Here is a 24,853-nt window from a genome sequence, read left to right on the forward strand (position 1 = left end):
CCGGGCGCCTTGGTTGTATCCGCGCGCTACACCTCGCGCGTCATCCCCTTCAGGTCGATCCACTCGGCGAACTGCGCCTCGGTGACATGCCCCGAGGCGATCGCCGCCTCGCGCAGCGACAGGTTGCGCTTGACCGCCAGCTTGGCGATCTCCGCGGCGCGGTCGTAGCCGATATGCGGATTGAGCGCGGTCACCGGCATCAGCGAGCGCTCCAGCAGTTCGGCGATGCGCGCGCGATCGGCCTCGACCCCCTCGACCATGTGCTCGGCAAAGCTCGAAGCCGCGCCCGCCAGCAGGCTCACCGATTGCAGCAGGCTGTAGATGATCACCGGCTTGTAGGCGTTCAGCTCCAGCGTGCCCAGTCCGTTCGCCAGCGTCACCGTGGTGTGGTTGCCGATCACGCGGCAGCACACCATCGCCAGCGCCTCGGCCTGGGTCGGGTTGACCTTGCCCGGCATGATCGACGAGCCCGGCTCGTTGGCCGGCAGCACCAGCTCGGCAAAGCCGGCGCGCGGGCCGGAGCCGAGCAGCATGAAGTCGCGCGCGATCTTCAGGAATGACGAGGCGGTGGTGTTGAGCGCGCCCGACAGGTCGGCCAGCGCGTCGTGCGCGGCCTGCAGCGCATAGCGGTTGGGCGCGGGCTCGAACGGCAGGCCGGTGTAGTCGGCCAGCGCGCGCGCAAAGGCCGCGGCAAAGCCGTGCGGCGCGTTCAGGCCGGTGCCTACCGCGGTGCCGCCCTGCGCCACCGGCATCGCGCGCAGCATGGCCTGCTGCAGGCGCGACTGCGCATCGGCCACCTGCGCCATGTAGCCGGAGAACTCCTGCCCCAGGGTCAGCGGCACCGCGTCCTGCAGGTGCGTGCGGCCCACCTTGACGATATCGGCAAAGGCCTCGACCTTGCGCGCGAAGGTCTGCTGCAACTGCTCCAGCGCGGGCAGCAGTTGCTGCTGGACCGCGCGCGTGGCGGCGATGTGCATCGCGGTGGGAAAGCTGTCGTTGGACGACTGGCTGGCGTTGACGTGGTCGTTGGGATGCACCGGGGTCTTGCTGCCGACCTCGCCGCCGAGCAACTGGATGGCGCGGTTGGCGATGACCTCGTTCAGGTTCATGTTGGTCTGCGTGCCGGAGCCGGTCTGCCAGACCGACAGCGGGAACTCTTCGGGCCAGCGGCCTTCGATCACCTCGGCGGCGGCCTGCTCGATGGCCTGCGCCAGTTCGGGCCGCAGCACGCCCAGTTCGCCGTTGGCGCGCGCCGCGCACAGCTTCAGGATGGCAAAGGCCTCGATCAGCGCGGGCGGCATCTTCTCGGTGCCGATGCGGAAATTCTGGCGCGAGCGTTCGGTCTGCGCTCCCCACAGATGGCCGGCGGGCACGGGCACGTCGCCCAGGCTGTCTTTTTCAATGCGGGTGGCGGTGGTGGACGGGTCTGGCATGGGCTACTCCTTGGCAAGGCGGCGGGCGGCTGGGCCGGAGGGCGTGGTGCGGTCCATTAGAATAACGCTTCGCCATGGCGAGCGCCCGCGTGCCGCCGTCTTGCCGCGTTGCCGGCGTTCGCGACATCTTCCCGCCGCATGCTCATCGCCCAGCTCAAATCCTTCTTCATGGTGGCCCGCATCGGCAGCGTCACGCAGGCGGCCAAGCGCCTGGGCCTGTCGCAGCCCACCATCACCGCGCAGATCCGCGCGCTGGAAGAGGCCTATGGGGTCGAGCTGTTCCACCGCGGCGGGCGCCGGCTGGCGCTGTCCGACGCGGGGCTGGCGCTGCTGCCGCGGGTCGAGGCGCTGGTGCAGCAGGAAACCGAGATCGATTTCTTCCTGCGCCATTCGGGCGACCTGCGCACCGGCAGCCTGCGCGTGGGCGCCACCGCGCCTTACTACGTGCTGGAACTGATCCGCCGCTTCAGCGACCGGTTCCCGGCGATCGACGTGAGCGTGGTCACCGGCAATTCGCAGGAGGTGCTGGAGGCGCTGCAGGAGTACCGCGTCGATCTCGCCACCTCGTCGCAGCGCGTCGACGACGCGCGCCTTTCGCGCATGCTGCTGGGGGTGGATCCGCTGATGCTGGTGGTGCATCGCACCCATGCGCTCGCCGGGCGTAGCGAAGTGCCGGTGAGCGCGCTGGCGGGCTGCCGGCTGCTGACGCGCGAGCTGGGATCGACCACCCGCATCGCCACCGAGGACATGCTGGCGCAGGCGCGCGTCAGCCCCGCGGCGCAGATGGAAATCGGCAGCCGTGAGTCGATCCGCGAAGCGGTGATCCGCAACCTGGGCGTTTCGGTGATCGCCCGGCACGAGGTGCCGAGCCATCCTGACCTGCGCGTGCTGGGCTTCACCGATGCCGCGCCGTGCCTGCACGAATACCTGTATTGCCTGCGCGAGCGGCGCGGCGCACGGCTGATCGATGCCTTCGCCGCGCTGGCGGACACGCCGCCGGTGCGCGCCAGCGGCGCGGCCGACTGAGTTCCGCTGGCGCTACGCCGTCATTTTCAGGCACTGCTCCATGCACACCGCGCAGGCGCGTGCGCATTCCTGGCAGTGCTCGGCATCATGGCGCTCGCATTCCTCCTTGCACCACTTGCAGACCTCGGCGCAGTCCTCGCACACCAGCGGCGCGAACTCGCTGTTGCGCAGCATGTACGAGGCGGCCAGCTGGGCGATGCCGGCGCAATCCATGTCCAGCGCAATGCAGCGCGCCATCTTGCGCACGTCCTGTTCTTCCAGGCAGGCGGCCGCGCACTTGAGGGCGGCCGCCGCCGCGGCATTGCAGGCGGCAATGCAGTCGGCGTAGCGGGCGGCGTTTTCCTGCACGGTGGGTCGGATCATGGAACGTCCTCCTTCGGGGGTAGGTGGATGGAACCGGCATGCCCGCAGTGCGGCAGGCGGCGCATCCGCGCCCGCACCGGGCATCGTTATCCACAATAGCAGGCGCTGCAGCTTCCTGTCGGCCCGGTATTTGCTGCGCAGCGCTGGTTACAATGCCGGGTAAGCGCGGCACGCAGGCGCCGGCACTCAGGCATCGCAGCCGTCACCTGCGCCACGGTCCGGGGCACCACCGGCCCGCATTGCGCATCTAACAGGCACGGCACCGGCCAAGGCGGCCGGCCGCTGCAAACACACACACCGGCAGCACGGGGAAGGAAGGACATCATGGGCGAGGCAAAACGGCGGGGTACTCCCGAGGAGCGTGCGGCACAGGCACGCGCAAAGATCGAGGCCTTGCGCCCCGCCCAGCTGGTCTGCGGGCACTGCAAGACCGCCTTCGCGCAGTTCGACGCGCTCGACGTGCCGGGCCTGCCCGGCATCGACGCGGTGTTCGGCGGCGAATGCCCGAACTGCGGCAACGACGTGGTGGTGTTCAAGGGCGCGCCCGAGGCCGTCGCCCAGGCCATGATCGCCTGGGAAAAGATGCTCGGCGCCGATGCCCAGCTCGGCTACCAGTCCAGCGACGGCCGCCACGTGCCGTTCGAGCCCGAGGGCGCGGCCGGCGCGGTGCCGGACAAGCCCGCGGGCACGCTTCACTGAGCCGCGGAAGGCCGCGCGTGCTGCGGGCCGGGTGCGTCGGCCAGCTCGGGCGGGCCGATCTCGTAGCGGCCGCGGCCCGCGCCCTTGGCCCGGTATAGCAGCACGTCCGCGAGCCGCATCAGCTCGTGGTCCTGCGCCGGGCCGCCGCGGTACAGCGCCACGCCGATGCTGACATCGACGTCGGCGCGCACGCCCTCGAAGCTGAACGGAACATCCATCGCCTGCAGGATCGCTTGCGCGACCCGGCGCGCGGCGGCGGGCTGCGGCAGGTCTTCCAGCACCACGGCGAACTCGTCGCCGCCCAGCCGCGCCACGGTATCGCTGTCGCGCACGCAGTCGCGCACGCGCTGGGCGAAGTCCTGCAGCAGCAGGTCGCCGGCGGCGTGGCCGTGGATATCGTTGACCGCCTTGAAGCGGTCCATGTCCAGATACAGCAGCGCCATCAGCGTGCCTTCGTCGCGGCTGCGCGCCATGGCTGCGTGCAGCTGCCCTTCGAAGGCGCTGCGGTTGAGCAGCTGCGTCAGGTGGTCGGTGCGCGACATGCGCGCCAGGCGCCGGGTCTCGAGCTTGCGCTGGGTGATGTCCTGCACGTGGACATGCACGCCGACCACTTCGCTGCCGTCGGCGCTCCATTCCGGGCGCAGGCTGGTTTCCATGCAATGGTAGTCGGAGCCCTCGTCCTCGGTTTCGAAGGTGACCGCGCTGCCGGCCAGCGCCCGTTCCAGGAACGGCCGCACGCGCGCGAAGCGCGCCTCGCCGAGGACCTCGCGCATCGGCCTGCCGCGCAGTTGTTCCGGCTTCAGGCCGAACACCCGCTCATAGGCCAGGTTGTTGAAGACATAGCGCGCTTCGGTGTCGACAAAGGCCAGCAGCGACGGCAGCGTGTCGGTCACCGCGCGCAGCCGCCGCTCGCTGCGGTCCAGCGCCTGGCGGCGCTCGCGCACGTCGCGCATCAGCTTGATGAAGGCGCGCGTCAGGTCACCGATCTCGTCGCGCTGCTGGCGCGTGGGCAGGCGCTCGAACGCGGACAGGTCGTTGGCGCTGGCCAGCACCACCCGGTGCAGGCGCGACAGCGGCGCCAGCTGGCGCCGCACTGCCAGCCAGATCAGCAGCGCCACCCCGGCCATCGCCACCCCAGCCATGCCGAGGAAGCGCTGCTGCATCTGCCGCAGCGGCGCGTAAGCCTCGCGCGCCGGCAGCAGCGCCACCAGTTCCCAGCCGGTGCTCGACATCAGGTAGCGCGCAATCACCGGCCGCGCCGGCGTCAGGAATTCCAGCGGCGCGGGGCTGTCGTCCTCGCCGCAGGTGTCGGCCACGGGCCGGGCCGGCTGGCGTGCCTGGGCGGGATCGGGATGGCGCACGTAGACCGGTTCGCGACCGGCCGATACCAGGCAGTAGTAGCCGGTGGTGCCGAGCCGGTTGTGCAGGATGTCGACCAGGAAATTGGCGCTGGAGAGGTCCAGCCATCCGCCCACCAGGCCCAGGAAGCCGCGCTGCGGCGACAGCACCGGCACCGCCACCAGCACGCCCATCTGGCCGCTGGCGCGCGAGCGGATCGGCGGCGATACCACCGGCGCCAGCGTGCGCGCGGCCTCGCGGAAGTAGGCGCGGTCGCTGACTTCGGCACCGTCGCCCAGGTCGCTGAGGACATTGCCGTGCTGGTCCGCGACCAGCAGCGCGTTGAATGCCGCCGGCACCGGGATCGCGGCGGACAGCGCCTGCAGCGCGCGCTGCCGCGCCGCGGCGCCATGCGCCTGCGCCAGCAGGCCGCCGAGCTGGCCGGCCTGGTGCGACAGCAGCTGGATGCGGTCGTTCATGGCCGTGTCGAGCTGGTTGGCGGTCAGCTTGACCACGGAATCCTGCTGGCCCTCGAGCGCATCGTGCAGATCGCTGTGGGCGTCATACAGGGCGATCAGTATGATGCCGGTGCCGAACACCGCGGCCAGCACGGTGGTGATGATCGCAATGCGCGCTTTCAGCGTGGGCGTGTAAACGGGCATGTCGTGTGCAGTGGGGGCGCAAGGGCAGCGGGGAACAGCGCAGGCTTGTCGCAAACTGCAGGTCGAGTCTCGGGTGCAACCCTACCATACCCCTGCCTTGGTGGGGCATCCGGCATTTCCCCGCAGCCGTTGCCATGCCGCGGCGGGGCTGTGCGCGCTGCCTGCGCCACGGTATAGTCCCGCGCTAAGGCGAAGGCTGACCGCGTGGCGGCATGCCTGCCAGGGGCCGGGCCCCTGCCGCATGCCGGAACCCAGCGACCATGAGACTGACTTCGCTTTCTCCCGCCCTGTTGTCCTTGCTGGTCGCGGCCGGCGGCACGCTGCTGACGGCGGGGGCATGGCTGCAGGCCGACCGGCTCGAGCGCCGCGCCGCCCAGCAGCACTTCGACGCGCTGCTGGCGCAAGCCGGCAGCGCATTGCGCGAGCGCATGCTGGAGAACGAACGGCTGCTGCGCGGCGTGGCCGCGGTGATGACGGCCAATCCCGGCGCCTCGCGCGCGCAATGGCGCAACTACCTCTATACCGCGCAGCGCGACGACCTGCCGGCCGGCACCCAGGCCATCGGCTACGCACCGCTCGCCACGCCCAGGCAGGCACCGCGGCTGGTGCAGGCCGCCCGCGCCGACGGCCTTGCCGATTACACCATCCATCCCGCCGGCGCGCGCGAGTTATACGCGCCCATCCTCTACATCGATCCGCTGGACGGGCGCAGCATGCGCGTGGCGGGTTTCGACATGCTCTCCGAGCCCACCCGCCGGGCCGCGCTCGAGGCCGCGCGCGACAGCGGCGAGCCGCGCCTGAGCGCCGGCCTGGACCCGATCCGCGAGGCCGAGGCCGAGGCCGTGGCACGCCAGCGCGGCGCGCTGGTGTTCCTGCCGGTCTACGGCGGCGGTGCCGCGCTCAGCACGGTGGCGCAACGGCGCGAGGCCGTGCTCGGCTACGTCTACCTGTCATTGCGGCTGGGCGACCTGATGCACGCGGTCGGGGCCGCGGCGTCGAACGAACTCGAGCTGTCGCTGCACGAGGGCGGCCCTGCCGCCGCCGGCGCGCTGCTGTCGGGCGGCCCCACCGAAGGCGAGCTGCGCGAAGACGGCAGCGCCCCGCTGCTGCGGGGCGAGCGCCAGTTCCACTATGGCGGCCGCAGCTGGACGCTGCGCGCCGCCACCCGCCCGGCCTTCGAGGCCGCGCATGGGACGCGGCCCGCCTTGCTGGCCGCGTCCACGGGTGCGCTGGCGACACTGCTGCTGGCATGGCTGACTTATGCGCTGGCGCGCCAGGGCCGCGCCGCGCGCCAGCGCGAGGCACGGGCCGTGCACGCCTGGGAAGACGACAGCGCCATGCTGCAGGCCTGCCTGGCGCAGTCCGCCGACGGCTTCGTCGTGACCGATGCGCAGGGCGTGGTGGTGCGCGCCAGCGAGCGCGCCGGGCAATTGTTCGGCACCGAGGCCACGCGCCTGGCCGGGCGCGGCCTGGACGCGCTGGTCCCCGGCGCCACCGGCGTGGTGCCCGCCGACGCCGCGGCGAGTTCGGCGATCCACCGCGAACTGGCCGGCGTGCGTGCCGACGGCGACAGCTTTGCGCTGCGCGTCAGCGCCGCGCGCCTGTCCGCCGGCGAAGGTGCGGCGTCGCACTGGCTGTGGGCGGTCACCGACCTCGCGCCCGAGCGGCGCGCGCAGGAGGCCGCCGCGATGCAGGCGGCGCGCTACGCCGGCCTGCTCGACCACGCCGCCTTCTGCGTCATCACCTTCGACGAGCACGGCCTGATCACCGGCATCAACGCGGCCGGCCAGCGCATGTTGTGGTACAGCAGCGCCGAACTGGTCGGCCACATGCCCATGACCGGCCTGCATGTCGCCGCCGAACTGGCCGAGCATGCGCGCGCGCTCGGCGCCGAGCTGGGCGCGCCGGTGCCGGCGGGCCTGCCCGCGCTGCTGGCCAAGCCGCGGCTGGGGCTGACCGATGAACGCGAATGGACCTGGGTGCGCAAGGGCGGCTCGCGCATGCCGGTGCGGCTGGCGGTGTCCGCCTTGCCGGTGACTGCAACCGGCGCGCCGTCGCCCGGCTACCAGGCGCTCGGCTACGACCTGACCGAGCGCCTGCGCGTGGACGAGTACATCCGCCACCTGGCGCTGCACGATCCGCTCACCGGCGTGCCAAACCGTGCCGAGCTGAGCGAGCGCGCCCAGGCCTTGCTGCTGCACGCGCGCACGCGCGGCGAGCGCGTGGCGCTGCTGCTGCTCGACCTGGACCACTTCAAGCGCATCAACGATTCGCTCGGCCACCCCGTGGGCGACGACGTGCTGCGCACCATGGCCGACCGCATCAAGGGCACGGTGCGCCAGGGCGACCTGGTGGCGCGCATGGGCGGCGACGAGTTCGGCGTGGTGCTGGGCGGCCTGCGCCACGACAGCGAGGCCGAACTGATCGCCGCCAAGATCCAGGCGCGCGTCAATGAAGAGCTGCTGGCCGGCGGCCAGCGCCTGCGCGTGACGCCGTCGATCGGCATGGCGGTGTTCCCCGACGACGGCGACACGCTGACCGAGCTTCTCAAGTCCGCCGACTCCGCGGTCTACGCCGCCAAGCAGGGCGGGCGCGCGCGCCTGTGCCGCTTTGCCAGCGCCATGGCCGAGGCCTCGCTGACGCGCTTCACCATCGAAGGCCTGCTGCGGCGCGCGCTGGCCGGCAACGAATTCCGGCTGCGCTACCAGCCGATCGTCGATACCGCCACGCTGACCATTCCCGCGGTCGAGGCGCTGATCACCTGGGAGACCGCGGAGCGCGGCGTGATGCAGCCGGCCGAGTTCATCCCCATTGCCGAGCAGAGCGGCCTGGTGGTGCCGCTGGGCGAATGGGCGCTGGCCACCGCCTGCCGCGAGATCCAGGCGCTGCGCACGGAACTGGGCCGCGAGCTCGAGGTGGCGGTCAATATCTCGCCGCTGCAGCTGCGCCAGGCCGATTTCCCCGACACCGTGGCGCGCTGCCTGCGGCAGGCCGGCCTGCCGCCGCAGGGGCTGGTGATCGAAGTCACCGAGGGCATCCTGGTCGATGGCGGCGAGACCACCATCGAGACCTTCCGTCGCCTGCGCGAGCTGGGCGTGGGGCTGTCGATCGACGATTTCGGCACCGGCTATTCCGGACTCAACTACCTGACCCGGCTGCCGATCAGCCGGCTCAAGATCGACAAGTCCTTCGTCGACGGCGTGGCCACGCCGGGCCACGACCAGGCCGTGGCCGCGGCCATCATCGCGCTGGGCCACCAGCTGCATCTCAAGGTGATCGCCGAAGGGGTGGAGACCGCGGCGCAGTTCGCCTTCCTGCGCGCGCAGGGATGCGACGGACTGCAGGGCTTCCTGTTCAGCCAGGGCGTGCCGCAGCAGGCGCTGCGCGAAGTGCTGCGCAAGCCGCTGCCGGTGCCGGACACAGATAGCGCGCCCAGCGCCTCCACACCGCAACGGGCCTGACTCGCGCGCCGCATCCCAAATCCCCCGATACCTCCATCGAAATACTTTGCCGATCTGCCATATGGCTGGCATCTGCGCTGCCTATGCTGGCGGCCGGTTCGATCGAGATGCAACGGAGGTTCGGTGATGCAGGCAGGCAAGCCAACGCAGGGCAGGGCGTTCCTGGCCGTGGAGCAGGTCAGCAAGCGCTTTGGCGGCTCGGGCGGCTCCGGCGGCTTCCTTGCGCTGGACGGCGTGTCGCTGTCGGTGGGGCAGGGCGAGCTGCTGTGCCTGCTGGGCCCGTCCGGCTGCGGCAAGACCACCCTGCTGCGCATCATCGCCGGACTGGAGCGCGAGGACGCCGGCCGCATCCACGCCGGCGCGCGCGAGCTGACGGGCCTGCCGCCGCAGGCACGCGACTACGGCATCCTGTTCCAGTCCTACGCGCTGTTCCCCAACCTGACCGTGGCGCAGAACGTCGCCTACGGCCTGCACGGGCGCGGCATGGGGGGCGCGCGCCGCGACGCGCGCGTGGCCGAGATGCTCGACCTGGTCGGCCTGGCCGGCAGCGAAGGCAAGTTTCCCGGGCAGCTCTCGGGCGGCCAGCAGCAGCGCGTGGCGATGGCGCGCGCACTGGCGCCGGCGCCGTCGCTGCTGTTGCTGGATGAGCCGATGTCCGCGCTCGATGCACGCGTGCGCGAGCATCTGCGCGTGGAGCTGCGCCAGCTGCAGCGCCGCCTGAACATCACCACCGTGATGGTCACGCACGACCAGGAAGAGGCCATGACCATGGCCGACCGCATCGCCGTGATGGATGGCGGGCGCATCGTGCAGGCGGGCACCCCCGCCGAGATCTACGAGCAGCCGGCGTCGGCCTTCGTCGCCGGCTTTGTCGGGCAGGCCAACTGGCTGCCCGGGCACGGCGCGCCGGGCGGGCGCTTCACGATTGGCGAAGGCAGCCAGGCGCTCGAGTTGCAGGTCGACGCGCCGCAGCCGCTGGCTGGCGCCCGCCGGCTGTGCTGCCGCCCGGAGGCCGTGCGGCTGGACCCGGACCCCGCCGAGCCCAACCGGCTGCTGGCGCGCGTGGTCGACCAGACCTACCTCGGCAACCGCTACCGCCTGGCGCTGGAAGCCGACCGCCTGCCCGGCCTGACGTTGTTTGCCGAGGTGGCGCGCGAGGCGCGGCACCGGCTGCCGGAGCCCGGCGGGCACAAGTTCTGGATCGCGCTGCCGGCGCCGGCGCTGCGGGGATTCGCATGATGCGCGCCGCCACCGCCTTGCTGCCGGCGCAGGCACCGGCGTGCCGGCAGCACGGCACCGGACTGGCCGCGCGGCTGGCGCACGGCGCGCCCGCGGCGATGAAGTGGCTGTGGCTGGCCGGGCTTGCCGTCGGCCTGCTGCTGCCGCTGCTGGCGCTGTTCCGCCAGGCCTGGTTCGACGGCGCCGGCCAGTGGGTGCTGGGCGCGCGCCTGGCCGCGCTGGTGTCCGGCCCCAACTTCCTGCCGCTGCTGGGCCGCAGCGTGGCGGTGTCGCTGACGGTGGTGGCGCTGGTGGTGCCGCCGGCGTTCGGCTTTGCCTATGCGCTGCAGCGCTCCTGCATCGCGCTGCGGCCGCTGTGGCGCGGCATTGCGCTGCTGCCGCTGTTCGCGCCGTCGCTGCTGCCGGCGATCGCGCTGGTCTACCTGTTCGGCAACCAGGGCATCTTCCGCGACGCCTTCGGCCCGGGCGGCATCTACGGCTTCTGGGGCATCGTGCTGGGCGAGGCCTTCTACACCTTCCCGCACGCGCTGATGGTGCTGGTGGCGACGCTGTCACTGGCCGATGCGCGCCTCTATGAAGCGGCGCGCGCCATGGGCGCCGGCCCGTGGCGCACCTTCCGCACCGTGACGCTGCCGGGCGCGCGCCAGGGCCTGTTCGCCGCGGCCTGCCTGGTGCTGACGCTGGTGATCACGGACTTTGGCGTGCCCAAGGTGGTGGGCGGCGGCTACCCGGTGCTGGCGCTCGAGGCCTACAAGGCCGTGGTGGGGCAGCAGCAGTTCGACCGCGGCGCGCTGATCGGCATGCTGCTGCTGGCGCCCGCGCTGCTGACCTTTGCCGTCGACATGGCGCTGCAGCGGCGCCAGCGCACGCAGCTGGGCAGCCGCGCCCAGGTCTACGTGCCGGCGCCCGAGCGCGGCCGCGACAGCGCCTGCCTGCTGCTGGTGCTGGCCGTCAGCGCCGCGCTGCTGGCGGTGGTCGTCACCGCGGTGGGCGCGTCGCTGGTCAGGCTGTGGCCGTACAACCTGAGCCTGACGCTGGCGCACTACGACTTCGACAACATGGATGGCGGCGGCTGGCTGGCCTATCGCAACAGCCTGAAGCTGTCCGTACTGACCGCGCTGGCCGGCACCGTGGCGATCTTCCTCGGTGCCTGGCTGACCCTGCGCACGCGCGGCCCCGCGTGGCTGCATGGCGTGCTGCGCGCGGGCTTCCTGCTGCCGATGGCGGTGCCGGGCCTGGTGCTGGGGCTGGGCTATGTGTTTTTCTTCAACGCGCCCGGCAATCCGCTGCACCCGCTGTACGGGACCATGGCGCTGCTGGTGCTGTGCAATGTCGCGCACTGCTACACCACCGGCCACCTGACCGCTGCCGCGGCGCTGCGCCAGCTCGACCAGGAGTTCGAGGCCGCCGCGCTGTCGCTGGGCGTGGCGCCGCTGCTGACGTGCTGGCGCGTGACCGTGCCGGTGTGCCTGCCGGCGCTGCTCGACATTTTCCGCTACCTGTTCGTGTCGTCGATGACCACGGTCTCGGCGGTGATCTTCCTGTACAGCCCCGACACCGTGCTGGCCGCGATCTCGGTGCTGAACATGGACGATGCCGGCGATACCGCGCCCGCCGCGGCGATGTCGACGCTGATCCTGCTGACCGCCGTGCTGGCGGCGCTGTTGCTGCACGCGCTCTCGGCCGGCTGGCTGCGCCGCGCGCAGCGCTGGCGCGCCGGCGGAGCCGTATCCGTTCCGTGATCCCGCTGAGCTGCGCAACACACTGACCGACCCCGAAGGAGAAACCATGTCCCGCATTCCCCGCGCTGCCGTCGCAATCGCCGCCGCAGTGGCCGCCGCCACGCTGCCGCTGCTGGCCGGCCACGCCGCCGCTGCCACCGTGCTGACGGTCTATACCGCGCTCGAAGCCGACCAGATCGCCGCCTACAAGGCCGCGTTCGAGAAGGTGCATCCCGATATCGAGATCAAGTGGGTGCGCGATTCCACCGGCATCGTCACCGCCAAGCTGCTGGCGGAAAAGGCCGCGCCGCGCGCCGACGCGGTGTGGGGCCTGGCCGGCTCCAGCCTGGCGATCCTCGACAAGGAAGGCATGCTCGACCCGTACGCGCCGAAGAACCTGGCCGCGATCGATGCCAAGTACCGCAGCCCGGCCAACCCGCCGGCATGGGTCGGCATGGACGTGTGGGGCGCGGCGATCTGCTTCAACACCGTCGAGGCGCAGAAGCAGGGCCTGCCCAAGCCCACTTCGTGGGCCGACCTGACCAGGCCCGTCTATGCCGGCAAGGTGGTGATGCCGCATCCGGCCTCGTCGGGCACGGGCTTCCTCGACGTCAGCGCATGGCTGCAGATGATGGGCGAGCAGAAGGGCTGGCAGTACATGGATGCCCTGCACAAGAACATCGGCCTGTACACGCACTCGGGTTCCAAGCCGTGCAAGATGGCCGCGCAGGGCGAGTTTCCGATCGGCATCGCGTTCGAGTACCGCGCCATGAAGTCGAAGAAGGAAGGCGCGCCGATCGATATCGTGCTGCCCAGCGAAGGCATGGGCTGGGACATCGAGGCGACCGCCATCGTCAAGGGCACGAAACATCTCGATGCGGCGCGCAAGCTGGCCGACTTCTCGGCGTCGCGCGAGGCGATGGGGCTGTATGAAAAGAACTTCGCGGTGCTGGCCGTGCCCGGCATCGCCAAGCCCGACGTGCTGCTGCCGGCGGACTACGAGAAGCGCCTGATCAAGAACGACTTCCGCTGGGCCAGCGACAACCGCGACCGCATCCTGGCCGAATGGAGCAAGCGCTACGAAGGGAAGGCGGAGAAGAAGTAAGAGCCCTCGGGCAAGGCGCCGCCGCGGCGACGCAAGCAGCCCGCAGAAACGGGTACGCCGGGGCGCCGCGACCGCCGTTGCCAGGCCCCGGATCAGGCCGGGCGTTGCGCGTCGTCGGTCGCGGGCAGGCCGGCGTGCAGTCGACGGTAGAGTTCGTCGATGCGCTGGCGGCTGGCCTGCAGTTCTTCGCGGCCGCGTTCCGTCAGCAGGTAGACCCGGCCGATGCCATCGCGCAGCACGCTTTCCAGGTAGCCTTCCATTTGCAGGGCGCGCAACAGCGGACGCACCGAGCCGATATCGACCTGGAAGCCATATTCCAGCAGCATGTCGGCCAGCATGGCCACCGTTGCGGGGACTTCCAGTGCAAATTGCAGGACGTAAACGCGGGCCAGCAGGCCCAGGAACTGTCGTTTCATGTGGATTGGCAACGCGACTGGCGCCGCGCCGGTTGACGCAGGATGCGGGCAGTATGATGCCTGCGGCGCCGCGGGACGGTGCGTCAACGGGGTTGCCGCCTGCCGGTGCGCGGGGCAACGCGCATTCTACCGGATCCAAAAAAAGAAGCCGCCAGGAGGCCTGGCGGCTTGTCGGGAATGCGTCGGAGGGGTCAATTAACTCTGGCGCAGACCAGATTTTAATTTAATCTAATGCGGATTGTCACGCGTCGGTAACACGCCCCCTCCTGCGAGGGGAGCGGATGAAAGCTGACGGTAAGAATGTGACGTATTCACATGACATTGTGGCGCAAACGTCGCCTAGTGTTCCGGTAGATCCGTCAACGCGTCGCCAAATCCCGTGGTCTCTGACGGCTTTCAGGGGTGACTGCAGTGCCACAGGTCCGAATCCGGCTTGCGATCGGCGCAGCGCCGGCGTCCAATGCGGCATCGCCGACCCTGCTGGCAAGCGTCCCTGCCGACCGATGAAACCCCTCGACCTGTTTCGCCTGCTGGCCCTCGCCGCCCTCTGGGGCGCCAGCTTCCTGTTCATCCGCATCGGCGCGCCGGTGCTGGGGCCGGTGCCGACGGCGTTCGTGCGCGTCCTGATCGGCGCACTGACGCTGGCCGCGTGCCTGCCGTTGCTGGGCCTGCGCTGGGACATGCAAGGCAAATGGCCGGCGGTGCTGGCGCTGGGCGTGGTCAACTCCGGCATCCCGTTCGCCATGTATGCCGTGGCAGCGCTGTGGCTGCCGGCCGGTTACTCGGCGGTGTTCAATGCCATGACGCCCCTGATGGGCGTGATGATCGGAGCGCTGGCCTTTGCGGAACCGCTGACGCGCGCAAAAGCCATGGGGGTGATGCTGGGCGTGGCGGGGGTCGCGGTGCTGACCCGCACCGGCCCGGTGGTTTTTTCCGCCGAGGTCTTGGTGGGGGCGCTGGCCTGCCTGCTCGCCACGGCCTGTTACGGCCTGTCGGGTTTCCTCGCTCGGCGCTGGATCACGCAGCGGGGCGGGCTGGACAGCCGGCTGGTCGCCGCCGGCAGCCTGGTGGGGGCGGCCGCCTTCCTGCTTCCGTTGTGCATCGCCGCGCTGTGGCGCCACAACACGCTGCCCGATGCCGGCGCCGGCGTCTGGGCGGCCATGCTGGGCCTGGGCACGCTGTGCACGGCGCTGGCCTACATCCTGTATTACCGATTGATTTCCGACCTCGGTCCGGTGCGCTCGCTCACGGTCACCTTCCTGATCCCGCCGTTCGGCATCGTCTGGGGCGCGCTGTTCCTGGGCGAGGCGCTGTCGTGGGCGCATGCCGCGGGCGGCGCGCTGATCGGCATGGCGGTGTGGCTGGTGCTACGGCCGGGGGCGGCAGCACAGACCGGAACCAGACACGCCGCCGGGACCGCCGCCGAACGTTGAGTTGGGCCACGTCGTGGATGCGGTGGAAGCCTTGGCATACATGCCGAAATGCGAGCACGTCGAAGCCCTGGTCGGTCATGTCTACGGCTATCGGCTGAGGGGTGGCAATTACCGCGTGCTGTTCGACTGGGACGGTACGATACGAATCGTGGAAATTCAGGCAGTGAAAAAACGGGATGAGCGTACCTACTAACATCCAGACGATCGTTGGGGCGGACGGCAAGCCGGCCTTTGTCGTGATCCCGTACGGCGATTACCTCACGCAATTTGCGCAAGCCGCGGACCTGATCCCGCATGCCGTGGTCCGGCGAGTGCTTGCCGATGACGTACCTCCGCTGCGTGCATGGCGCGAACATCTTGGCCTTACGCAGGCGGAAGTTGCCGCGCGGCTCGGCATCTCGCAGCCTGCCTACGCGCAGCAGGAAAACAGTGCCCGCCTGCGCCAGACCTCGCGCGAGCGGATTGCCGCAGCGCTGGGCATCACCGCAGCGCAGCTCGATATCTGATCGCAGCGGCCGGTTCAGGCCTGCGCTGCCGCGCCCACGTTGTACTGCTCGCGCACCATCATCACCACGCGGCGGGCCTGACGCCAGTGACGTACGGCGTCAGCTTCGCTGCGCTCGGGACAATCCACTTCCGCGCTCCAGTTGCAGCCGGTATGGTCGGGCCGGTGCACGCACACCGCGCGCAGCTGGCAGTCCTGGCAGCCGGGCTCCTGGCGCAGGCACAGGTTGATCAGGTGCTTCAGTTCGGACAGGGGTTTGGTCAGGCGCTCCATGGATGGCTCCGTCAGGCGCGGCATGCGGCGGGGTCAGGCGCTGGCCGGCAGTTGCGGCGCGCGTTCCGTGGCGGCGGCGTCGGCACGGCATTGCGGGCATACGCCGTACAGCACCAGCATATGTTCGCGCAGCACGAAGGCATTGTCGGCGGCAACCTGGCGCTGGCGCTGCTCGATGCTCTCGTCGCGGAATTCCTCCACGCGGCCGCATGCCACGCAGATCAGGTGGTCGTGGTGACCGCCTTCGTTCAGTTCAAATACGGCGTGGTCCGACTCGAAGCTGTGCCGCAGCAGGATGTCGGCCTGCACCAGCTGGTTGAGGACGCGGTAGACCGTCGACAGCCCGGCATCCTCGTCCTGCGTCAGCAGGATGCGGTAGACATCTTCCGCGCTCAGGTGGCGCCTGGCGCTGGTGCGGAACACTTCGAGGATGCGCATCCGCGGCGACGTCGCCTTCAGGCCGGCGCGCTTGAGATGGATCGGGTTGGTGCTCTCGGATGACATGGCGGATGGCATAGGCATGCTGCGGCTGGCGCCGCACGGGCACGGCGTCAGTGGCCTGGCGGAATTTCAGGCGGGAAGCGCCAGGGCCGGCGGGCGCTGGCGCTGCCGTCCCTGGCGGCGCGACGTGCCTGCACGGCGCGCGGAATAAAAAGGTGGCCTGGCTTGCCGCCGGAAGACGCGATCGGGAAAGCGGGGTCTGGTTGCTTTCCCGATCTTCCGGAGACTGGCTACTACCAAACGCTCCGCGTGACGGAGCGGTCCCCACAAAAGTCGGTATCGAAGGCCGCGGGGGCGGCATCCGGAATTCTTTCCTGCCTGCCAGCGCTGCTAGCCGTCGCGTGCCGCGAGGGCGCAGCCTGGCTGGCCTGCCTGCGCTGTCCGGTGCGCTGTTCGGTACACCGTGCGTCAGGCAGTGATCGAATGGTAAATGGGAATCGATCTCATTTCAAGGAAAATTTTCGGATGGAGTGGATTTGGCTGCGGGCGCCTCTCAGGCGATCTCCGTCTCCAGCGCCACCCCGTCGCGCCCGGGGTCCGCGCCGCCATCGAGCTCGCCGTGTGCCAGCCGGATCGCATGCACCCACGCGATCGTGTAGTTGTACGGATTGCGAATCACCTCATAGCCTTGCGCTTCCAGTTCCGCGGTGAGATAGCGCGGAATCCGGTTGCACACGTCGATGGCATTGCTGGTCGATGAAAAGCGCGGCGCCGACACGGCCGGCTGCATCGCCATGCCGAAATCCACCACGTTCAGGATCGCCTGCAGCACGCCCATGGCAATCTGGGTGCCGCCCGGCGCGCCGAGCACGATCTCCGGCTTGCCACCGCGGAACACGATCGAGGGGCATGATGAGGTGAAGCGCCGCTTGCCCGGCGCGATGCTGCCGGCGCGGCCCGGGCGCGGATCGAACACACCCATGCAGCCGTTGTGCAGGAAGCCCAGCCCCGGCGTCATCACACCCGACGGCATCGCCAGCGAATGCGTCAGCGCAATGCAGTTGCCCTCGCCATCGACCACCGACAGGTGCGTGGTGTCGCGCGGCACCACATGGCCGGGGTTGACGCGGGCAATGTCGATCTTGTCGCCGGCGACGATGCGTGCGGCCAGCTCGCGCGCATAGGCCTTGTCGAGCAGGCGCGCCAGCGGCACGTCGACAAAGGCCGGATCGCCGACGTGCAGGTCCTTGTCGCGCGTGGCCGCCTTCATCGCCTCGCAGACGACGCGCAGGTATTCCGGCGTGTTGTGGCCGATCCGCGCCAGGTCGAAGCGCTCGAGGATGTTCAGCATCTCGATCAGCATCACGCCGCCGCCCGGGGGCTGGTTGGTGGTGATGGTGCGGTCGCGATAGGTGCCGGTCAGCGGCGCCGTGCGCTCGACCCGGTAGGCCGCCAGGTCCGCGCGCGACAGCAGGCCATCGTTGGCTTCCATGTCGGCGACGATGCGCCCGGCAATATCGTGCAGATAGAACGCATCCGCCCCCTCGCGCGCGATCTGTTCGAGCGTGTCGGCCACGTCGGGATTGCGCAGCGGTGTGCCGATGGTCTTGGGCGAGCCGTCTTCGCGGCAATACAGGCGCCGGCCATCGGCGCTGTATGCCAGGCGCTCCAGGTTGCTGGCGCGGCCAAGCGTGGCCACGTCGATCCAGAACGCATACATGCCCGGCCGCACAAAATAGCCTTCGCGCGCCCAGCGGATGGCCGGCGCGATGACTTCCCGCCAGGGCAGCCTGCCGTAGCTGCGGTGAATCGCCTCCAGCCCGCGCAGCGTGCCCGGCGTGGCGATCGACTGGTAGCCGATGTCGTTGAGCCGGTCCCTGACGAAGAAGCCGAAGCCGTCGCGGGCCTCGCCTTCCAGCTTGTCGGCCCACATGTCCGGCGTGGCCCGCGCCGGTGCAGTGGCGTGGAAGTCGATGTACTCGTGCGCCCGCTGCGACGGCATATACACCGCGGCGGTGCCGAACCCGGCGATGCCGCACATCAGCGGATCGACCACGGTCTGGGCAAACGCACAGGCGACCGCGGCGTCGGCCGCATTGCCGCCAGCGCGCAGGATTTCGATGCCTGCTTCCGCCGCTTCGGGCTGCGGGCAGACGACCATGCCTTTTTTCATGGGATACCTCGGGGTCCGGGTTGTGTGACTTCAGTTGGCGCGCAGGTTCAGGTCGCCGATGGCGTCCTTCCACTTGACCGTGTCGCGGGCGGTCAGCTCGGCCAGCTTGCCCACCGGGCCCGGCATCGGCGTCACCTGCATCGCGCGCAGCTTGTCGACCACCACCGGGTCCGACAGGAATTTCTGCGTGGCCGCATGCATGCGCCGGATCGGCGCGGCGGGCGTGCCGGCCTTGGCCGCGATGCCCGACCAGCCGATGTCCTCGAAACCCTTCAGCCCGATTTCCGGTGCCGCCGGCACGTCCGGCAGGTCCGGCACGCGTTTCGCGGCAAACACCACCAGCGGCACCAGCTTGCCGGCGCGGATCTGCGGCAACGCGGTGCTGAGCACCGGCGCCATCACCTGTGTTTCGCCCGAGACCGTGGCGACCACGCCATCAGGCTCGCCCTTGTAGGGGACGTGGGTCATGCGCAGGCCACGCTGCTTGAGCAGCATCTCGACCACCAGGTGGGTCGAATTGCCGAGTCCGGACGAAGCGAAATTGATCGCGCCGGGTTTGGCGCGCGCCGCTTCGGTGAGGTTGTCCAGCGTGCGCAACCCGGTTTGCGGGTTGGCCACCAGCACGAACGGCACGTTGGTCAGCGTCGCGACCGGCGTGAAATCCTTCTCGGGCGAATAGGCCAGCGGGGCGTACGCAAATTTGTTCAGCACCATTTGCGACACGCCTGCCAGGAACAGCGTGCAGCCGTCCGCGGGTTGCGCCAGCACCGACTTGGCGGCGATGACGCCGCCTGCGCCGGGCCTGTTCTCCACCACCACCGTGGTGCCGAGTTCCTTGCCGGCATGCTCGGCCCACATGCGGGCGATGGTGTCGGTGCTGCCGCCGGCTTGCTGGGATACCACCAGGCGGATGGGGCGGTTCGAGCCCGCTTCGCCACAGCTCCATGCGGGCAGGGCCAGGCCCAGGCCGATCGCCGCCACGGCCAGGTGCGAAACAACTGAGAGTTTCTTCATAGGTAGAAAGCCTGAGAACAATGTGAGGAAGCTGAGAAGGCCCGGGAACTCCTGCGCATTATTGAATTGGCTTACCATGAGCGCCAGTGAATTGTTCCGATAGATGTATTAGTAAACACTCATGGCTGATCCTGCTGATAGCGTGGCCTGGGCGCGCCGGTTGCGCATGCGCCATCTCGAATCCTTCCTGATCCTGCTGGATGCCGGGACGCTGTCGGCGGCGGCGCAGCGCCTGCACATGACGCAGTCGGCGATGTCGCACTGGCTGGGCGAGATGGAAGCGCTCGCGGGCGCACGGCTGCTGGTGCGCGGGCGCCGTCTGCAGCTCACGCCGGCCGGCGACGCGGTGCGCAAGCTGGCGCTGCGCGTGCTGGGCGAGGTCTCGCGCGCGCATGAAGAACTGGGTTCGATCGCCAAGGGCGCGGTGGCGCGGCTGCACGTGGGTAGCGTCTTTGCCGGCGTGGCGCACCTGGTGCCGCGCGCCATCGTCAGGTTTCAGCAGGCGCAGCCCAACGTGCAGATCGAAGTCACGGAGGGCGTCTTCAATACCCTGCTGGAGCGGCTCGAACGGCGCGACTACGACGTCATCGTCGGCTCCATCGACGCGCGCGCCTATGGCCCGCACCTGGCGCACGAGGTGCTGTTCGAGGATGGCATCGGCGTGGTGGTGGCACGGCATCATCCGCTGGCAGGACGCCAGCGCATCGCCTGGCGCGACCTGTTCGCCTTCCCGTGGGTGATGCCGCCGCGCGAGACCTTGATGCGGACCCGGCTCGACACCGTGCTGCTGGAGCGCGGCGCGGCCGGGCTGCAGCCGCGCGTGGAAACCGGTTCCGTGCTGACGCTGGAAGCGGTGTTGCGTGGCACCGACTACATTGGCGTCTGTTCCGGCGCGATGGCCCGCCACCTCGAAGCGCTGGGCCTGCTGCGGGTGCTGCCGGTGGCCGACGCCGAGTCGTTCGGGCCGGTGGGCGCGGTATGGCGCCAGGGCGGGGCGGGCGAGGTCGTGCATGCGTTCGTGCGCAGCCTGCGCGAAGAGGCCATGCGCCTGGGACCGGAGGAAGGCAGCGCGCAGGCAGCGCAGGGCACGGCGGCCAGTTAGCCGGCGCGATGCCTGCGCATCGCCCTGCACTTTGTACCGCTTTGTATCCGGCCGCGGCTCCGACACCGCGGCTGACAAATGCGTCCCGCATCGGCTACATGGCCGATACACCGGTCACCTTAAATACGTTCCGTGGCCGCGGCGTCGGATACCCCGAAAGCGAAAGCCGGCCCGCTCAACCCTCAACGTGAATTTAAGGAAACCGATCATGACTACCCAAATCGCCCGCCGCTTTGTCTTCGCCCTCGCTCTCGCCGCCGCCGCTGCCGGGGCCCAGGCCGCCAGCTTCTCCGCCGCCGGCGCACGCGACCCGTTCACCGATGGTGCCCGCAGCGCGGTGGACGCCCGCGACCCGTACAGCGAGGGCGCGCGCTCGGTCCAGGAGCCGCGCAGCCCGTACAGCGACGGCGCCCGCAGCGTCGATCCGTTCAGCGATGGTGCGCGCAATGTCGATCCCTACACCGATGGCGCGCGCTCCGTGGCGGGGCTGGACCGCAGCGGTGTTTCCGCTGACCCGGCGCGCAGCGTCGATCCGTATCTGGACGGCGCCTACGCCTAAGCCGCGCCGGCCGGTACGCCGGCCCGCTTCATCACCACCAACACCACCCAACAGGAACCAGACATGACCCATATCGACAAAGTGCTGTACACCGGCAAGGTCCACATCAGCGCGGGCGGCCGCGATGGCGAGGCGCGCAGCGACGATGGCCGCCTCAACCTGCAGCTGTCTTCGCCCGGCTCGCGCGGCGCCGGCACCAACCCGGAGCAGTTGCTGGCGGCTGGCTGGTCGGCATGCTTTATCGGCGCGATCGGGCTGGCGGCCGGCAAGCGGCAGGTCAGGCTGCCGTCGGACCTGTCGGTCGATGCCGAGGTCGACCTGGGCATGGCGGGCGACGCCTACCTGCTGCAGGCCCGTCTCAATGTCAGCATTCCCGGTATCGAGCGCGAGCTGGCGCAGGCACTGGTCGATACCGCGCACCAGACCTGCCCGTACTCCAAGGCGCTGCGCGGCAACATCCACGTCGAGACCAGGCTGGTCTGAAGCGAGGGGCGGCCTGATGAGGCAGCCCCCATCCTGCAAGTCATCACCGCGGCAGCCGAGGGCTGCCGCGGTCGCATGCCGCGAGGTCAATGGCCGGCGCTCTGCCCGCCGTCGACGTGCAGGATCTCGCCGGTCACGAATGGCGCGGAATCCAGATACAGCACGGCGTCGACGATATCGCGCATCTCGCCCATATGGCCCATCGGGTGCAGCGCGCCCAGGGCCGCGTGGGTTTCGGGCGCATGCATGGGCGACTTGATGATGCCGGGCGAGACGGCGTTGGCGCGGATGCCCGTGCGCGCGTATTCGATCGCCAGCGACCGCGTGGCCGCGTTCAGGCCGCCCTTGGTCAGCGACGCCAGCACCGATGGCACCCCGCTGAGGGCATGGTCGACCAGGCTGGTGGTGATGCTGACCACGTGGCCACTGCGCTGTTTCTCCATCTGCGCGACCGCCAGCTGCGTGATATGGAAAAAGGCGGCCAGGTTGATGCCGGTGACCGCTGCGTAGTCTGCGCCGGTATAACTGGTGAACGGTTTGGCGACGAAGATGCCGGCGTTATTGACGAGCGTATCGATCCGGCCGAACCTGGTCACGCCCTCGCCGATGACGCGGCGCGCAGTGGCCGGGTCGGCCAGGTCTCCGGCGACGGTCAGGAGGTCCTGATCGTCGGACGGGCGGATGCTGCGCGCCGTGGCGACGACGCGATCGCCGCGTTCGCGGAAGGCCTTGACCAGTTCCGCGCCGATGCCCTGCGATGCGCCTGTGATGACGACGACTTTCTGTGCTGCACTCATGTTTTCACCTCGATGTAGGTTGGTCCGGCTAGCGTGCCGATCGGGCCCGCGGCGCCGATGGCTTCCAATCTAAGGGCTTGGACCCGGCTTTCGAAGGCACCGCCCGCACAAACAGTTATGCGTGGCGCGTACTAATGCCCGGGCGTGTCGGTCGACTTCGGCGGGGCGCAAACCTATGATGGCGACTGCGCCGGATCCCGGGCGAGGTCCGTTACCAGCAGGGGGAAGCAATGAAACGCCAATTCGATGACCTCCAGCTCGGCAGCATCGAACTGTTTTGCCTGGCCGCGGAACTGGGCAGCTTTACCGCGGCCGCGGTCGCCGCCGGCGTGACGCCGCCCGCGGTCAGCCGTACCGTGCAGAGGCTGGAAGAGCGGCTGGGCGTGCGGCTGTTCGTGCGCACCACGCGGCAGATCCGCCTGACCGACGAAGGCCGCCTGTACTTCGAGCAGAGCCGCGCCGCGCTGGCGCAGCTGGTCGATGCCGAGCGGCAGATCGGCGGCCAGCACGCGACGCCCGCCGGGCGGCTGCGCATCAGCCTGCCGACGCCGTATGCCCACTATCGCGTGTTGCCGGTGCTGCCGGCATTCCGGGCGCTGTATCCCGAGGTCCAGATCGATGTGCACATCAGCAATCGCAACGTGGATTTCGCCGATGACACCTATGACCTGTGCGTGCGCGGACGCGCGCCGGATGACTCGAACCTGATCGCGCGCAAGCTCGAGGACGCCGAACTGGTGGTGGTGGCGGCGCCCGCGTACCTGCGGCAAGCCGGCACGCCGCAAGCGCCGGAGGATCTGCTGCGGCATGAGTGCATCCAGTTCGAGCGCCCCAGCAGCGGCCGCAGGATTCCCTGGACCCTGCAGGTCGACGGCTCGGAAACCGATATCGTGACGACCGGCTCGTACACGGCGTCGGAGGACATCCTTGGCGGCGCCACGCTGGTGCGCGCCGGCGCCGGACTGTTCCAGACCTATCGCTTCGTGGTGGAACAGGATCTGCGCGATGGCACGCTGGTGGAGGTGCTGCGCGAATACGGCGGCAGCGTGCGCCCGTTCGTGCTGCTATACCCGTCCGCGCGCCATGTCACGCGCCGGGTCCGGGTGTTCGTTGATTTCCTGCTCGAAAAATTCTCGGCGTAGCCGTTCGGCTCATGCCGGCCGGACCTGGGCAATGACCACCAGGATCACGGCCGCGTTGCCCGGCTGCTGGAAGTGCGAAGAGATCGTGCGCGCGTGGCCGGCCTTGTCGCCCAGCACGTCGCGGAACAGGTCCGACGCCGCGTCGAGCACCACCGGTTGTGCGAACCAACCCGGCGCGCTGGCAATGTGGCCGTCGACCCGCACGAGGTGGTCGAGCCGCGCAAAGCCGCCCAGATGCGCGTCGATCTGCGCCAGCACGTTCAGCGCGGCCAGTTCGGCGGCACGTCTGCCCTGGTCGACGCTCAGGTCCTTGCCGACCTGGCCCTGCCACATCACCTTCCCATCCTGCAGCGGCAGCTGCCCGGAAATGAACAGCAGCTCTCCGGCCTGGCTGACCGCGGTATAGCTGCCCAAGGGTTGAGGCGGTTGCGGCAGCGCCAGGCCGCGCGCCGCGAGTCGTTGCTGGACGGACATGCTGGCTCCCAATCCGAAGGTGGTGTCGCAAACGGCACGGCGAGTGCCGGCCGTGGCATCGGGGACGGCGCCAAGTGCATGTCGGAGCCGGCGGCCGTGCTCACACCACGGACTCTATGGGCTCGCCTGCACGCGATAAAGCCATCGGCGGGAACAGGACTTGATACATGACGTAACCAGTCCTGGCCGCGGCCAGCCATGCACCTGGCCGCGGCATCAGTCCGGCATGGGTTCGCGGCCGAACGCGTCCAGTTCGCGGACCAGGCTTTGCGCCGCCAGCCGCACCAGCGCGGCGCCCTTCTCGGGCGTCGCCAGTCCGGGGTCCGAGCCGATGCGGCCATCCGGATAGCGCGCGCGGAAGTCCAGCGCCTCGCGGATCGGGCCGCTGGGGGCGATCCGGGGCGCATAGTCGGCCTGTTTGCGCGCATCCGGCAAGGCCCACTGGGTGATTGCGATTTCGGACGGCGTGGCGTGCGCGCCATGGCCGGTCGGGAACTGGTCGCGCGCCAGTTCGCCCACGCCAGGCAAGTCCCACCAGTTGCACAGCTTCAGCGCAAAGCCGGCGCGGCGCCGGGCGAAGCTGGCTTCGGCGTAGAGCTCGGAGAAGGCCGCGTCGATCGAGGCGACGTTGCCGCCATGGCCGTTCAGGAACAGCATTTTCTCGAAGCCGTGTCCGGCGAGCGAACGTACCCAGTCCCCGATCGCGGCAATGAAGGTCGACGGGCGCAGCGAGATCGTGCCGGCGAATGCCAGGTGATGCTGGGCCATGCCGATATTGAAGGTCGGCGCCACCAGGATATCGGCCTGCTTCTCGGCCTCGCCGGCAATGATCTGCGGGCACAGCCAGTCGGTGCCGAGCAGGCCGGTCGGCCCATGTTGTTCGTTCGAGCCGATCGGGATCACGATGGTGCGGCTGCGGGCCAGGTATTGCTCGATCTCCGCCCAGGTTGACAGATGAAGTTGCACGGGAGCTCCTTGGTGGGTGAGGGTTGGG

General features: G+C 69.7%; 23 protein-coding genes and 1 pseudogene. 13 read left to right on the plus strand and 11 right to left on the minus strand.

The window, feature by feature from the left end; genetic code table 11:
- Positions 1-26: 26 nt before the first annotated feature.
- On the minus strand, positions 27-1,433 hold the full coding sequence (gene fumC / locus CBM2586_RS17280; protein WP_115688869.1) for a class II fumarate hydratase: 1,407 nt from the start codon (positions 1,431-1,433) through the stop codon (positions 27-29).
- Positions 1,434-1,571: 138 nt separating this feature from the next.
- On the opposite strand from fumC, the gene CBM2586_RS17285 reads away from it, so the two are divergent.
- Positions 1,572-2,459: a LysR family transcriptional regulator gene (locus CBM2586_RS17285; protein WP_115688871.1), complete on the plus strand. Its 888-nt coding sequence runs from the start codon at positions 1,572-1,574 to the stop codon at positions 2,457-2,459.
- Positions 2,460-2,471: 12 nt separating this feature from the next.
- Here the strand turns inward: CBM2586_RS17285 and CBM2586_RS17290 are convergent, their stop codons facing one another.
- Complete coding sequence (locus tag CBM2586_RS17290) at positions 2,472-2,822, minus strand: four-helix bundle copper-binding protein (protein ID WP_012354956.1); 351 nt, start codon at positions 2,820-2,822, stop codon at positions 2,472-2,474.
- A gap of 324 nt (positions 2,823-3,146) precedes the next feature.
- Between CBM2586_RS17290 and CBM2586_RS17295 the strand changes: the two genes are divergently transcribed.
- The gene (locus CBM2586_RS17295) at positions 3,147-3,521 is read left to right on the plus strand and encodes a hypothetical protein (RefSeq protein WP_062804036.1); all 375 of its coding nucleotides are present in this window, start codon (positions 3,147-3,149) and stop codon (positions 3,519-3,521) included.
- Here CBM2586_RS17295 and CBM2586_RS17300 read toward each other — a convergent pair.
- Positions 3,515-5,521, minus strand: a complete 2,007-nt coding sequence (locus CBM2586_RS17300) for a sensor domain-containing diguanylate cyclase (RefSeq protein ID WP_115665794.1) — start codon at positions 5,519-5,521, stop codon at positions 3,515-3,517. The genes CBM2586_RS17295 and CBM2586_RS17300 overlap by 7 nt on opposite strands.
- A gap of 260 nt (positions 5,522-5,781) precedes the next feature.
- Between CBM2586_RS17300 and CBM2586_RS17305 the strand changes: the two genes are divergently transcribed.
- The 4 genes from CBM2586_RS17305 (at position 5,782) to CBM2586_RS17320 (ending at position 13,047) form a co-directional block, all read left to right on the plus strand.
- Positions 5,782-8,982 (plus strand): bifunctional diguanylate cyclase/phosphodiesterase, encoded by a 3,201-nt coding sequence (locus CBM2586_RS17305; RefSeq protein ID WP_115688873.1) that lies wholly within the window; start codon positions 5,782-5,784, stop codon positions 8,980-8,982.
- A gap of 126 nt (positions 8,983-9,108) precedes the next feature.
- Positions 9,109-10,221: a putative 2-aminoethylphosphonate ABC transporter ATP-binding protein gene (locus CBM2586_RS17310; RefSeq protein WP_115665792.1), complete on the plus strand. Its 1,113-nt coding sequence runs from the start codon at positions 9,109-9,111 to the stop codon at positions 10,219-10,221.
- The gene (locus CBM2586_RS17315; protein ID WP_115688875.1) at positions 10,218-11,963 is read left to right on the plus strand and encodes a putative 2-aminoethylphosphonate ABC transporter permease subunit; all 1,746 of its coding nucleotides are present in this window, start codon (positions 10,218-10,220) and stop codon (positions 11,961-11,963) included. The genes CBM2586_RS17310 and CBM2586_RS17315 overlap by 4 nt, the downstream gene beginning before the upstream one ends.
- A gap of 46 nt (positions 11,964-12,009) precedes the next feature.
- Positions 12,010-13,047 carry a putative 2-aminoethylphosphonate ABC transporter substrate-binding protein gene (locus CBM2586_RS17320; RefSeq protein ID WP_115688877.1) on the plus strand — a complete coding sequence of 346 codons (1,038 nt, stop codon included), beginning with the start codon at positions 12,010-12,012 and terminating at the stop codon, positions 13,045-13,047.
- Positions 13,048-13,139: 92 nt separating this feature from the next.
- Here the strand turns inward: CBM2586_RS17320 and CBM2586_RS17325 are convergent, their stop codons facing one another.
- Positions 13,140-13,463, minus strand: a complete 324-nt coding sequence (locus CBM2586_RS17325; RefSeq protein WP_115665789.1) for a PadR family transcriptional regulator — start codon at positions 13,461-13,463, stop codon at positions 13,140-13,142.
- A 503-nt stretch (positions 13,464-13,966) separates the two neighbouring features.
- Here CBM2586_RS17325 and CBM2586_RS17330 point away from each other — a divergent pair.
- The 3 genes and pseudogenes from CBM2586_RS17330 (at position 13,967) to CBM2586_RS17340 (ending at position 15,402) form a co-directional block, all read left to right on the plus strand.
- On the plus strand, positions 13,967-14,896 hold the full coding sequence (locus CBM2586_RS17330) for a DMT family transporter (RefSeq protein WP_115688879.1): 930 nt from the start codon (positions 13,967-13,969) through the stop codon (positions 14,894-14,896).
- Between the two features lie 10 nt (positions 14,897-14,906).
- Positions 14,907-15,089 (plus strand): annotated as a pseudogene (locus CBM2586_RS17335) (type II toxin-antitoxin system RelE family toxin); the annotation flags it as partial.
- Complete coding sequence (locus CBM2586_RS17340) at positions 15,073-15,402, plus strand: helix-turn-helix domain-containing protein (RefSeq protein WP_115688881.1); 330 nt, start codon at positions 15,073-15,075, stop codon at positions 15,400-15,402. The pseudogene CBM2586_RS17335 and the gene CBM2586_RS17340, both read left to right, overlap by 17 nt.
- 14 nt (positions 15,403-15,416) lie before the next feature.
- Here the strand turns inward: CBM2586_RS17340 and CBM2586_RS17345 are convergent, their stop codons facing one another.
- The 4 genes from CBM2586_RS17345 to CBM2586_RS17360 form a co-directional block, all read right to left on the minus strand.
- Positions 15,417-15,674, minus strand: coding sequence for a hypothetical protein (locus CBM2586_RS17345; protein ID WP_115688883.1), 258 nt, complete (start codon positions 15,672-15,674; stop codon positions 15,417-15,419).
- A 33-nt stretch (positions 15,675-15,707) separates the two neighbouring features.
- Positions 15,708-16,196: a ferric iron uptake transcriptional regulator gene (gene fur, locus CBM2586_RS17350; RefSeq protein ID WP_115688885.1), complete on the minus strand. Its 489-nt coding sequence runs from the start codon at positions 16,194-16,196 to the stop codon at positions 15,708-15,710.
- Between the two features lie 472 nt (positions 16,197-16,668).
- The gene (gene ggt, locus CBM2586_RS17355; protein WP_373424284.1) at positions 16,669-18,276 is read right to left on the minus strand and encodes a gamma-glutamyltransferase; all 1,608 of its coding nucleotides are present in this window, start codon (positions 18,274-18,276) and stop codon (positions 16,669-16,671) included.
- Between the two features lie 42 nt (positions 18,277-18,318).
- Positions 18,319-19,302: a Bug family tripartite tricarboxylate transporter substrate binding protein gene (locus tag CBM2586_RS17360; protein ID WP_115688890.1), complete on the minus strand. Its 984-nt coding sequence runs from the start codon at positions 19,300-19,302 to the stop codon at positions 18,319-18,321.
- Between the two features lie 121 nt (positions 19,303-19,423).
- Between CBM2586_RS17360 and CBM2586_RS17365 the strand changes: the two genes are divergently transcribed.
- From CBM2586_RS17365 to CBM2586_RS17375, 3 genes are all read left to right on the plus strand, one after another.
- Positions 19,424-20,404, plus strand: coding sequence for a LysR family transcriptional regulator (locus tag CBM2586_RS17365; RefSeq protein WP_231942654.1), 981 nt, complete (start codon positions 19,424-19,426; stop codon positions 20,402-20,404).
- A gap of 208 nt (positions 20,405-20,612) precedes the next feature.
- Positions 20,613-20,963, plus strand: a complete 351-nt coding sequence (locus tag CBM2586_RS17370) for a hydroxyquinol 1,2-dioxygenase (protein WP_115665782.1) — start codon at positions 20,613-20,615, stop codon at positions 20,961-20,963.
- Positions 20,964-21,026: 63 nt separating this feature from the next.
- A complete protein-coding gene (locus tag CBM2586_RS17375; protein WP_115665781.1) occupies positions 21,027-21,446 on the plus strand; it encodes an organic hydroperoxide resistance protein in 420 nt (139 codons plus the stop codon).
- A gap of 86 nt (positions 21,447-21,532) precedes the next feature.
- Here the strand turns inward: CBM2586_RS17375 and CBM2586_RS17380 are convergent, their stop codons facing one another.
- Positions 21,533-22,243: an SDR family NAD(P)-dependent oxidoreductase gene (locus CBM2586_RS17380; RefSeq protein ID WP_115688892.1), complete on the minus strand. Its 711-nt coding sequence runs from the start codon at positions 22,241-22,243 to the stop codon at positions 21,533-21,535.
- Positions 22,244-22,473: 230 nt separating this feature from the next.
- Here CBM2586_RS17380 and CBM2586_RS17385 point away from each other — a divergent pair, with 230 nt between their 5' ends.
- Positions 22,474-23,385: a LysR family transcriptional regulator gene (locus tag CBM2586_RS17385; protein WP_115665779.1), complete on the plus strand. Its 912-nt coding sequence runs from the start codon at positions 22,474-22,476 to the stop codon at positions 23,383-23,385.
- A 9-nt stretch (positions 23,386-23,394) separates the two neighbouring features.
- Here CBM2586_RS17385 and CBM2586_RS17390 read toward each other — a convergent pair whose 3' ends face one another.
- Positions 23,395-23,859, minus strand: coding sequence for a RidA family protein (locus tag CBM2586_RS17390; protein WP_115665778.1), 465 nt, complete (start codon positions 23,857-23,859; stop codon positions 23,395-23,397).
- 216 nt (positions 23,860-24,075) lie between these two features.
- Positions 24,076-24,825 (minus strand): creatininase family protein, encoded by a 750-nt coding sequence (locus tag CBM2586_RS17395; protein ID WP_115688894.1) that lies wholly within the window; start codon positions 24,823-24,825, stop codon positions 24,076-24,078.
- Positions 24,826-24,853 lie beyond the last annotated feature (28 nt).

The sequence above is a fragment of the Cupriavidus taiwanensis genome (assembly GCF_900250115.1).
Taxonomy (GTDB): Bacteria; Pseudomonadota; Gammaproteobacteria; order Burkholderiales; family Burkholderiaceae; genus Cupriavidus; species Cupriavidus taiwanensis_B.

Coding starts and splice junctions, on each gene's coding strand:
- fumC (WP_115688869.1), bottom strand. CDS start 1,433: ATGCCAGACCCGTCCACCACCGCCACCCGCATTGAAAAAGACAGCCTG.
- CBM2586_RS17285 (WP_115688871.1), top strand. CDS start 1,572: ATGCTCATCGCCCAGCTCAAATCCTTCTTCATGGTGGCCCGCATCGGC.
- CBM2586_RS17290 (WP_012354956.1), bottom strand. CDS start 2,822: ATGATCCGACCCACCGTGCAGGAAAACGCCGCCCGCTACGCCGACTGC.
- CBM2586_RS17295 (WP_062804036.1), top strand. CDS start 3,147: ATGGGCGAGGCAAAACGGCGGGGTACTCCCGAGGAGCGTGCGGCACAG.
- CBM2586_RS17300 (WP_115665794.1), bottom strand. CDS start 5,521: ATGCCCGTTTACACGCCCACGCTGAAAGCGCGCATTGCGATCATCACC.
- CBM2586_RS17305 (WP_115688873.1), top strand. CDS start 5,782: ATGAGACTGACTTCGCTTTCTCCCGCCCTGTTGTCCTTGCTGGTCGCG.
- CBM2586_RS17310 (WP_115665792.1), top strand. CDS start 9,109: ATGCAGGCAGGCAAGCCAACGCAGGGCAGGGCGTTCCTGGCCGTGGAG.
- CBM2586_RS17315 (WP_115688875.1), top strand. CDS start 10,218: ATGATGCGCGCCGCCACCGCCTTGCTGCCGGCGCAGGCACCGGCGTGC.
- CBM2586_RS17320 (WP_115688877.1), top strand. CDS start 12,010: ATGTCCCGCATTCCCCGCGCTGCCGTCGCAATCGCCGCCGCAGTGGCC.
- CBM2586_RS17325 (WP_115665789.1), bottom strand. CDS start 13,463: ATGAAACGACAGTTCCTGGGCCTGCTGGCCCGCGTTTACGTCCTGCAA.
- CBM2586_RS17330 (WP_115688879.1), top strand. CDS start 13,967: ATGAAACCCCTCGACCTGTTTCGCCTGCTGGCCCTCGCCGCCCTCTGG.
- CBM2586_RS17340 (WP_115688881.1), top strand. CDS start 15,073: ATGAGCGTACCTACTAACATCCAGACGATCGTTGGGGCGGACGGCAAG.
- CBM2586_RS17345 (WP_115688883.1), bottom strand. CDS start 15,674: ATGGAGCGCCTGACCAAACCCCTGTCCGAACTGAAGCACCTGATCAAC.
- fur (WP_115688885.1), bottom strand. CDS start 16,196: ATGCCTATGCCATCCGCCATGTCATCCGAGAGCACCAACCCGATCCAT.
- ggt (WP_373424284.1), bottom strand. CDS start 18,276: ATGGTCGTCTGCCCGCAGCCCGAAGCGGCGGAAGCAGGCATCGAAATC.
- CBM2586_RS17360 (WP_115688890.1), bottom strand. CDS start 19,302: ATGAAGAAACTCTCAGTTGTTTCGCACCTGGCCGTGGCGGCGATCGGC.
- CBM2586_RS17365 (WP_231942654.1), top strand. CDS start 19,424: ATGGCTGATCCTGCTGATAGCGTGGCCTGGGCGCGCCGGTTGCGCATG.
- CBM2586_RS17370 (WP_115665782.1), top strand. CDS start 20,613: ATGACTACCCAAATCGCCCGCCGCTTTGTCTTCGCCCTCGCTCTCGCC.
- CBM2586_RS17375 (WP_115665781.1), top strand. CDS start 21,027: ATGACCCATATCGACAAAGTGCTGTACACCGGCAAGGTCCACATCAGC.
- CBM2586_RS17380 (WP_115688892.1), bottom strand. CDS start 22,243: ATGAGTGCAGCACAGAAAGTCGTCGTCATCACAGGCGCATCGCAGGGC.
- CBM2586_RS17385 (WP_115665779.1), top strand. CDS start 22,474: ATGAAACGCCAATTCGATGACCTCCAGCTCGGCAGCATCGAACTGTTT.
- CBM2586_RS17390 (WP_115665778.1), bottom strand. CDS start 23,859: ATGTCCGTCCAGCAACGACTCGCGGCGCGCGGCCTGGCGCTGCCGCAA.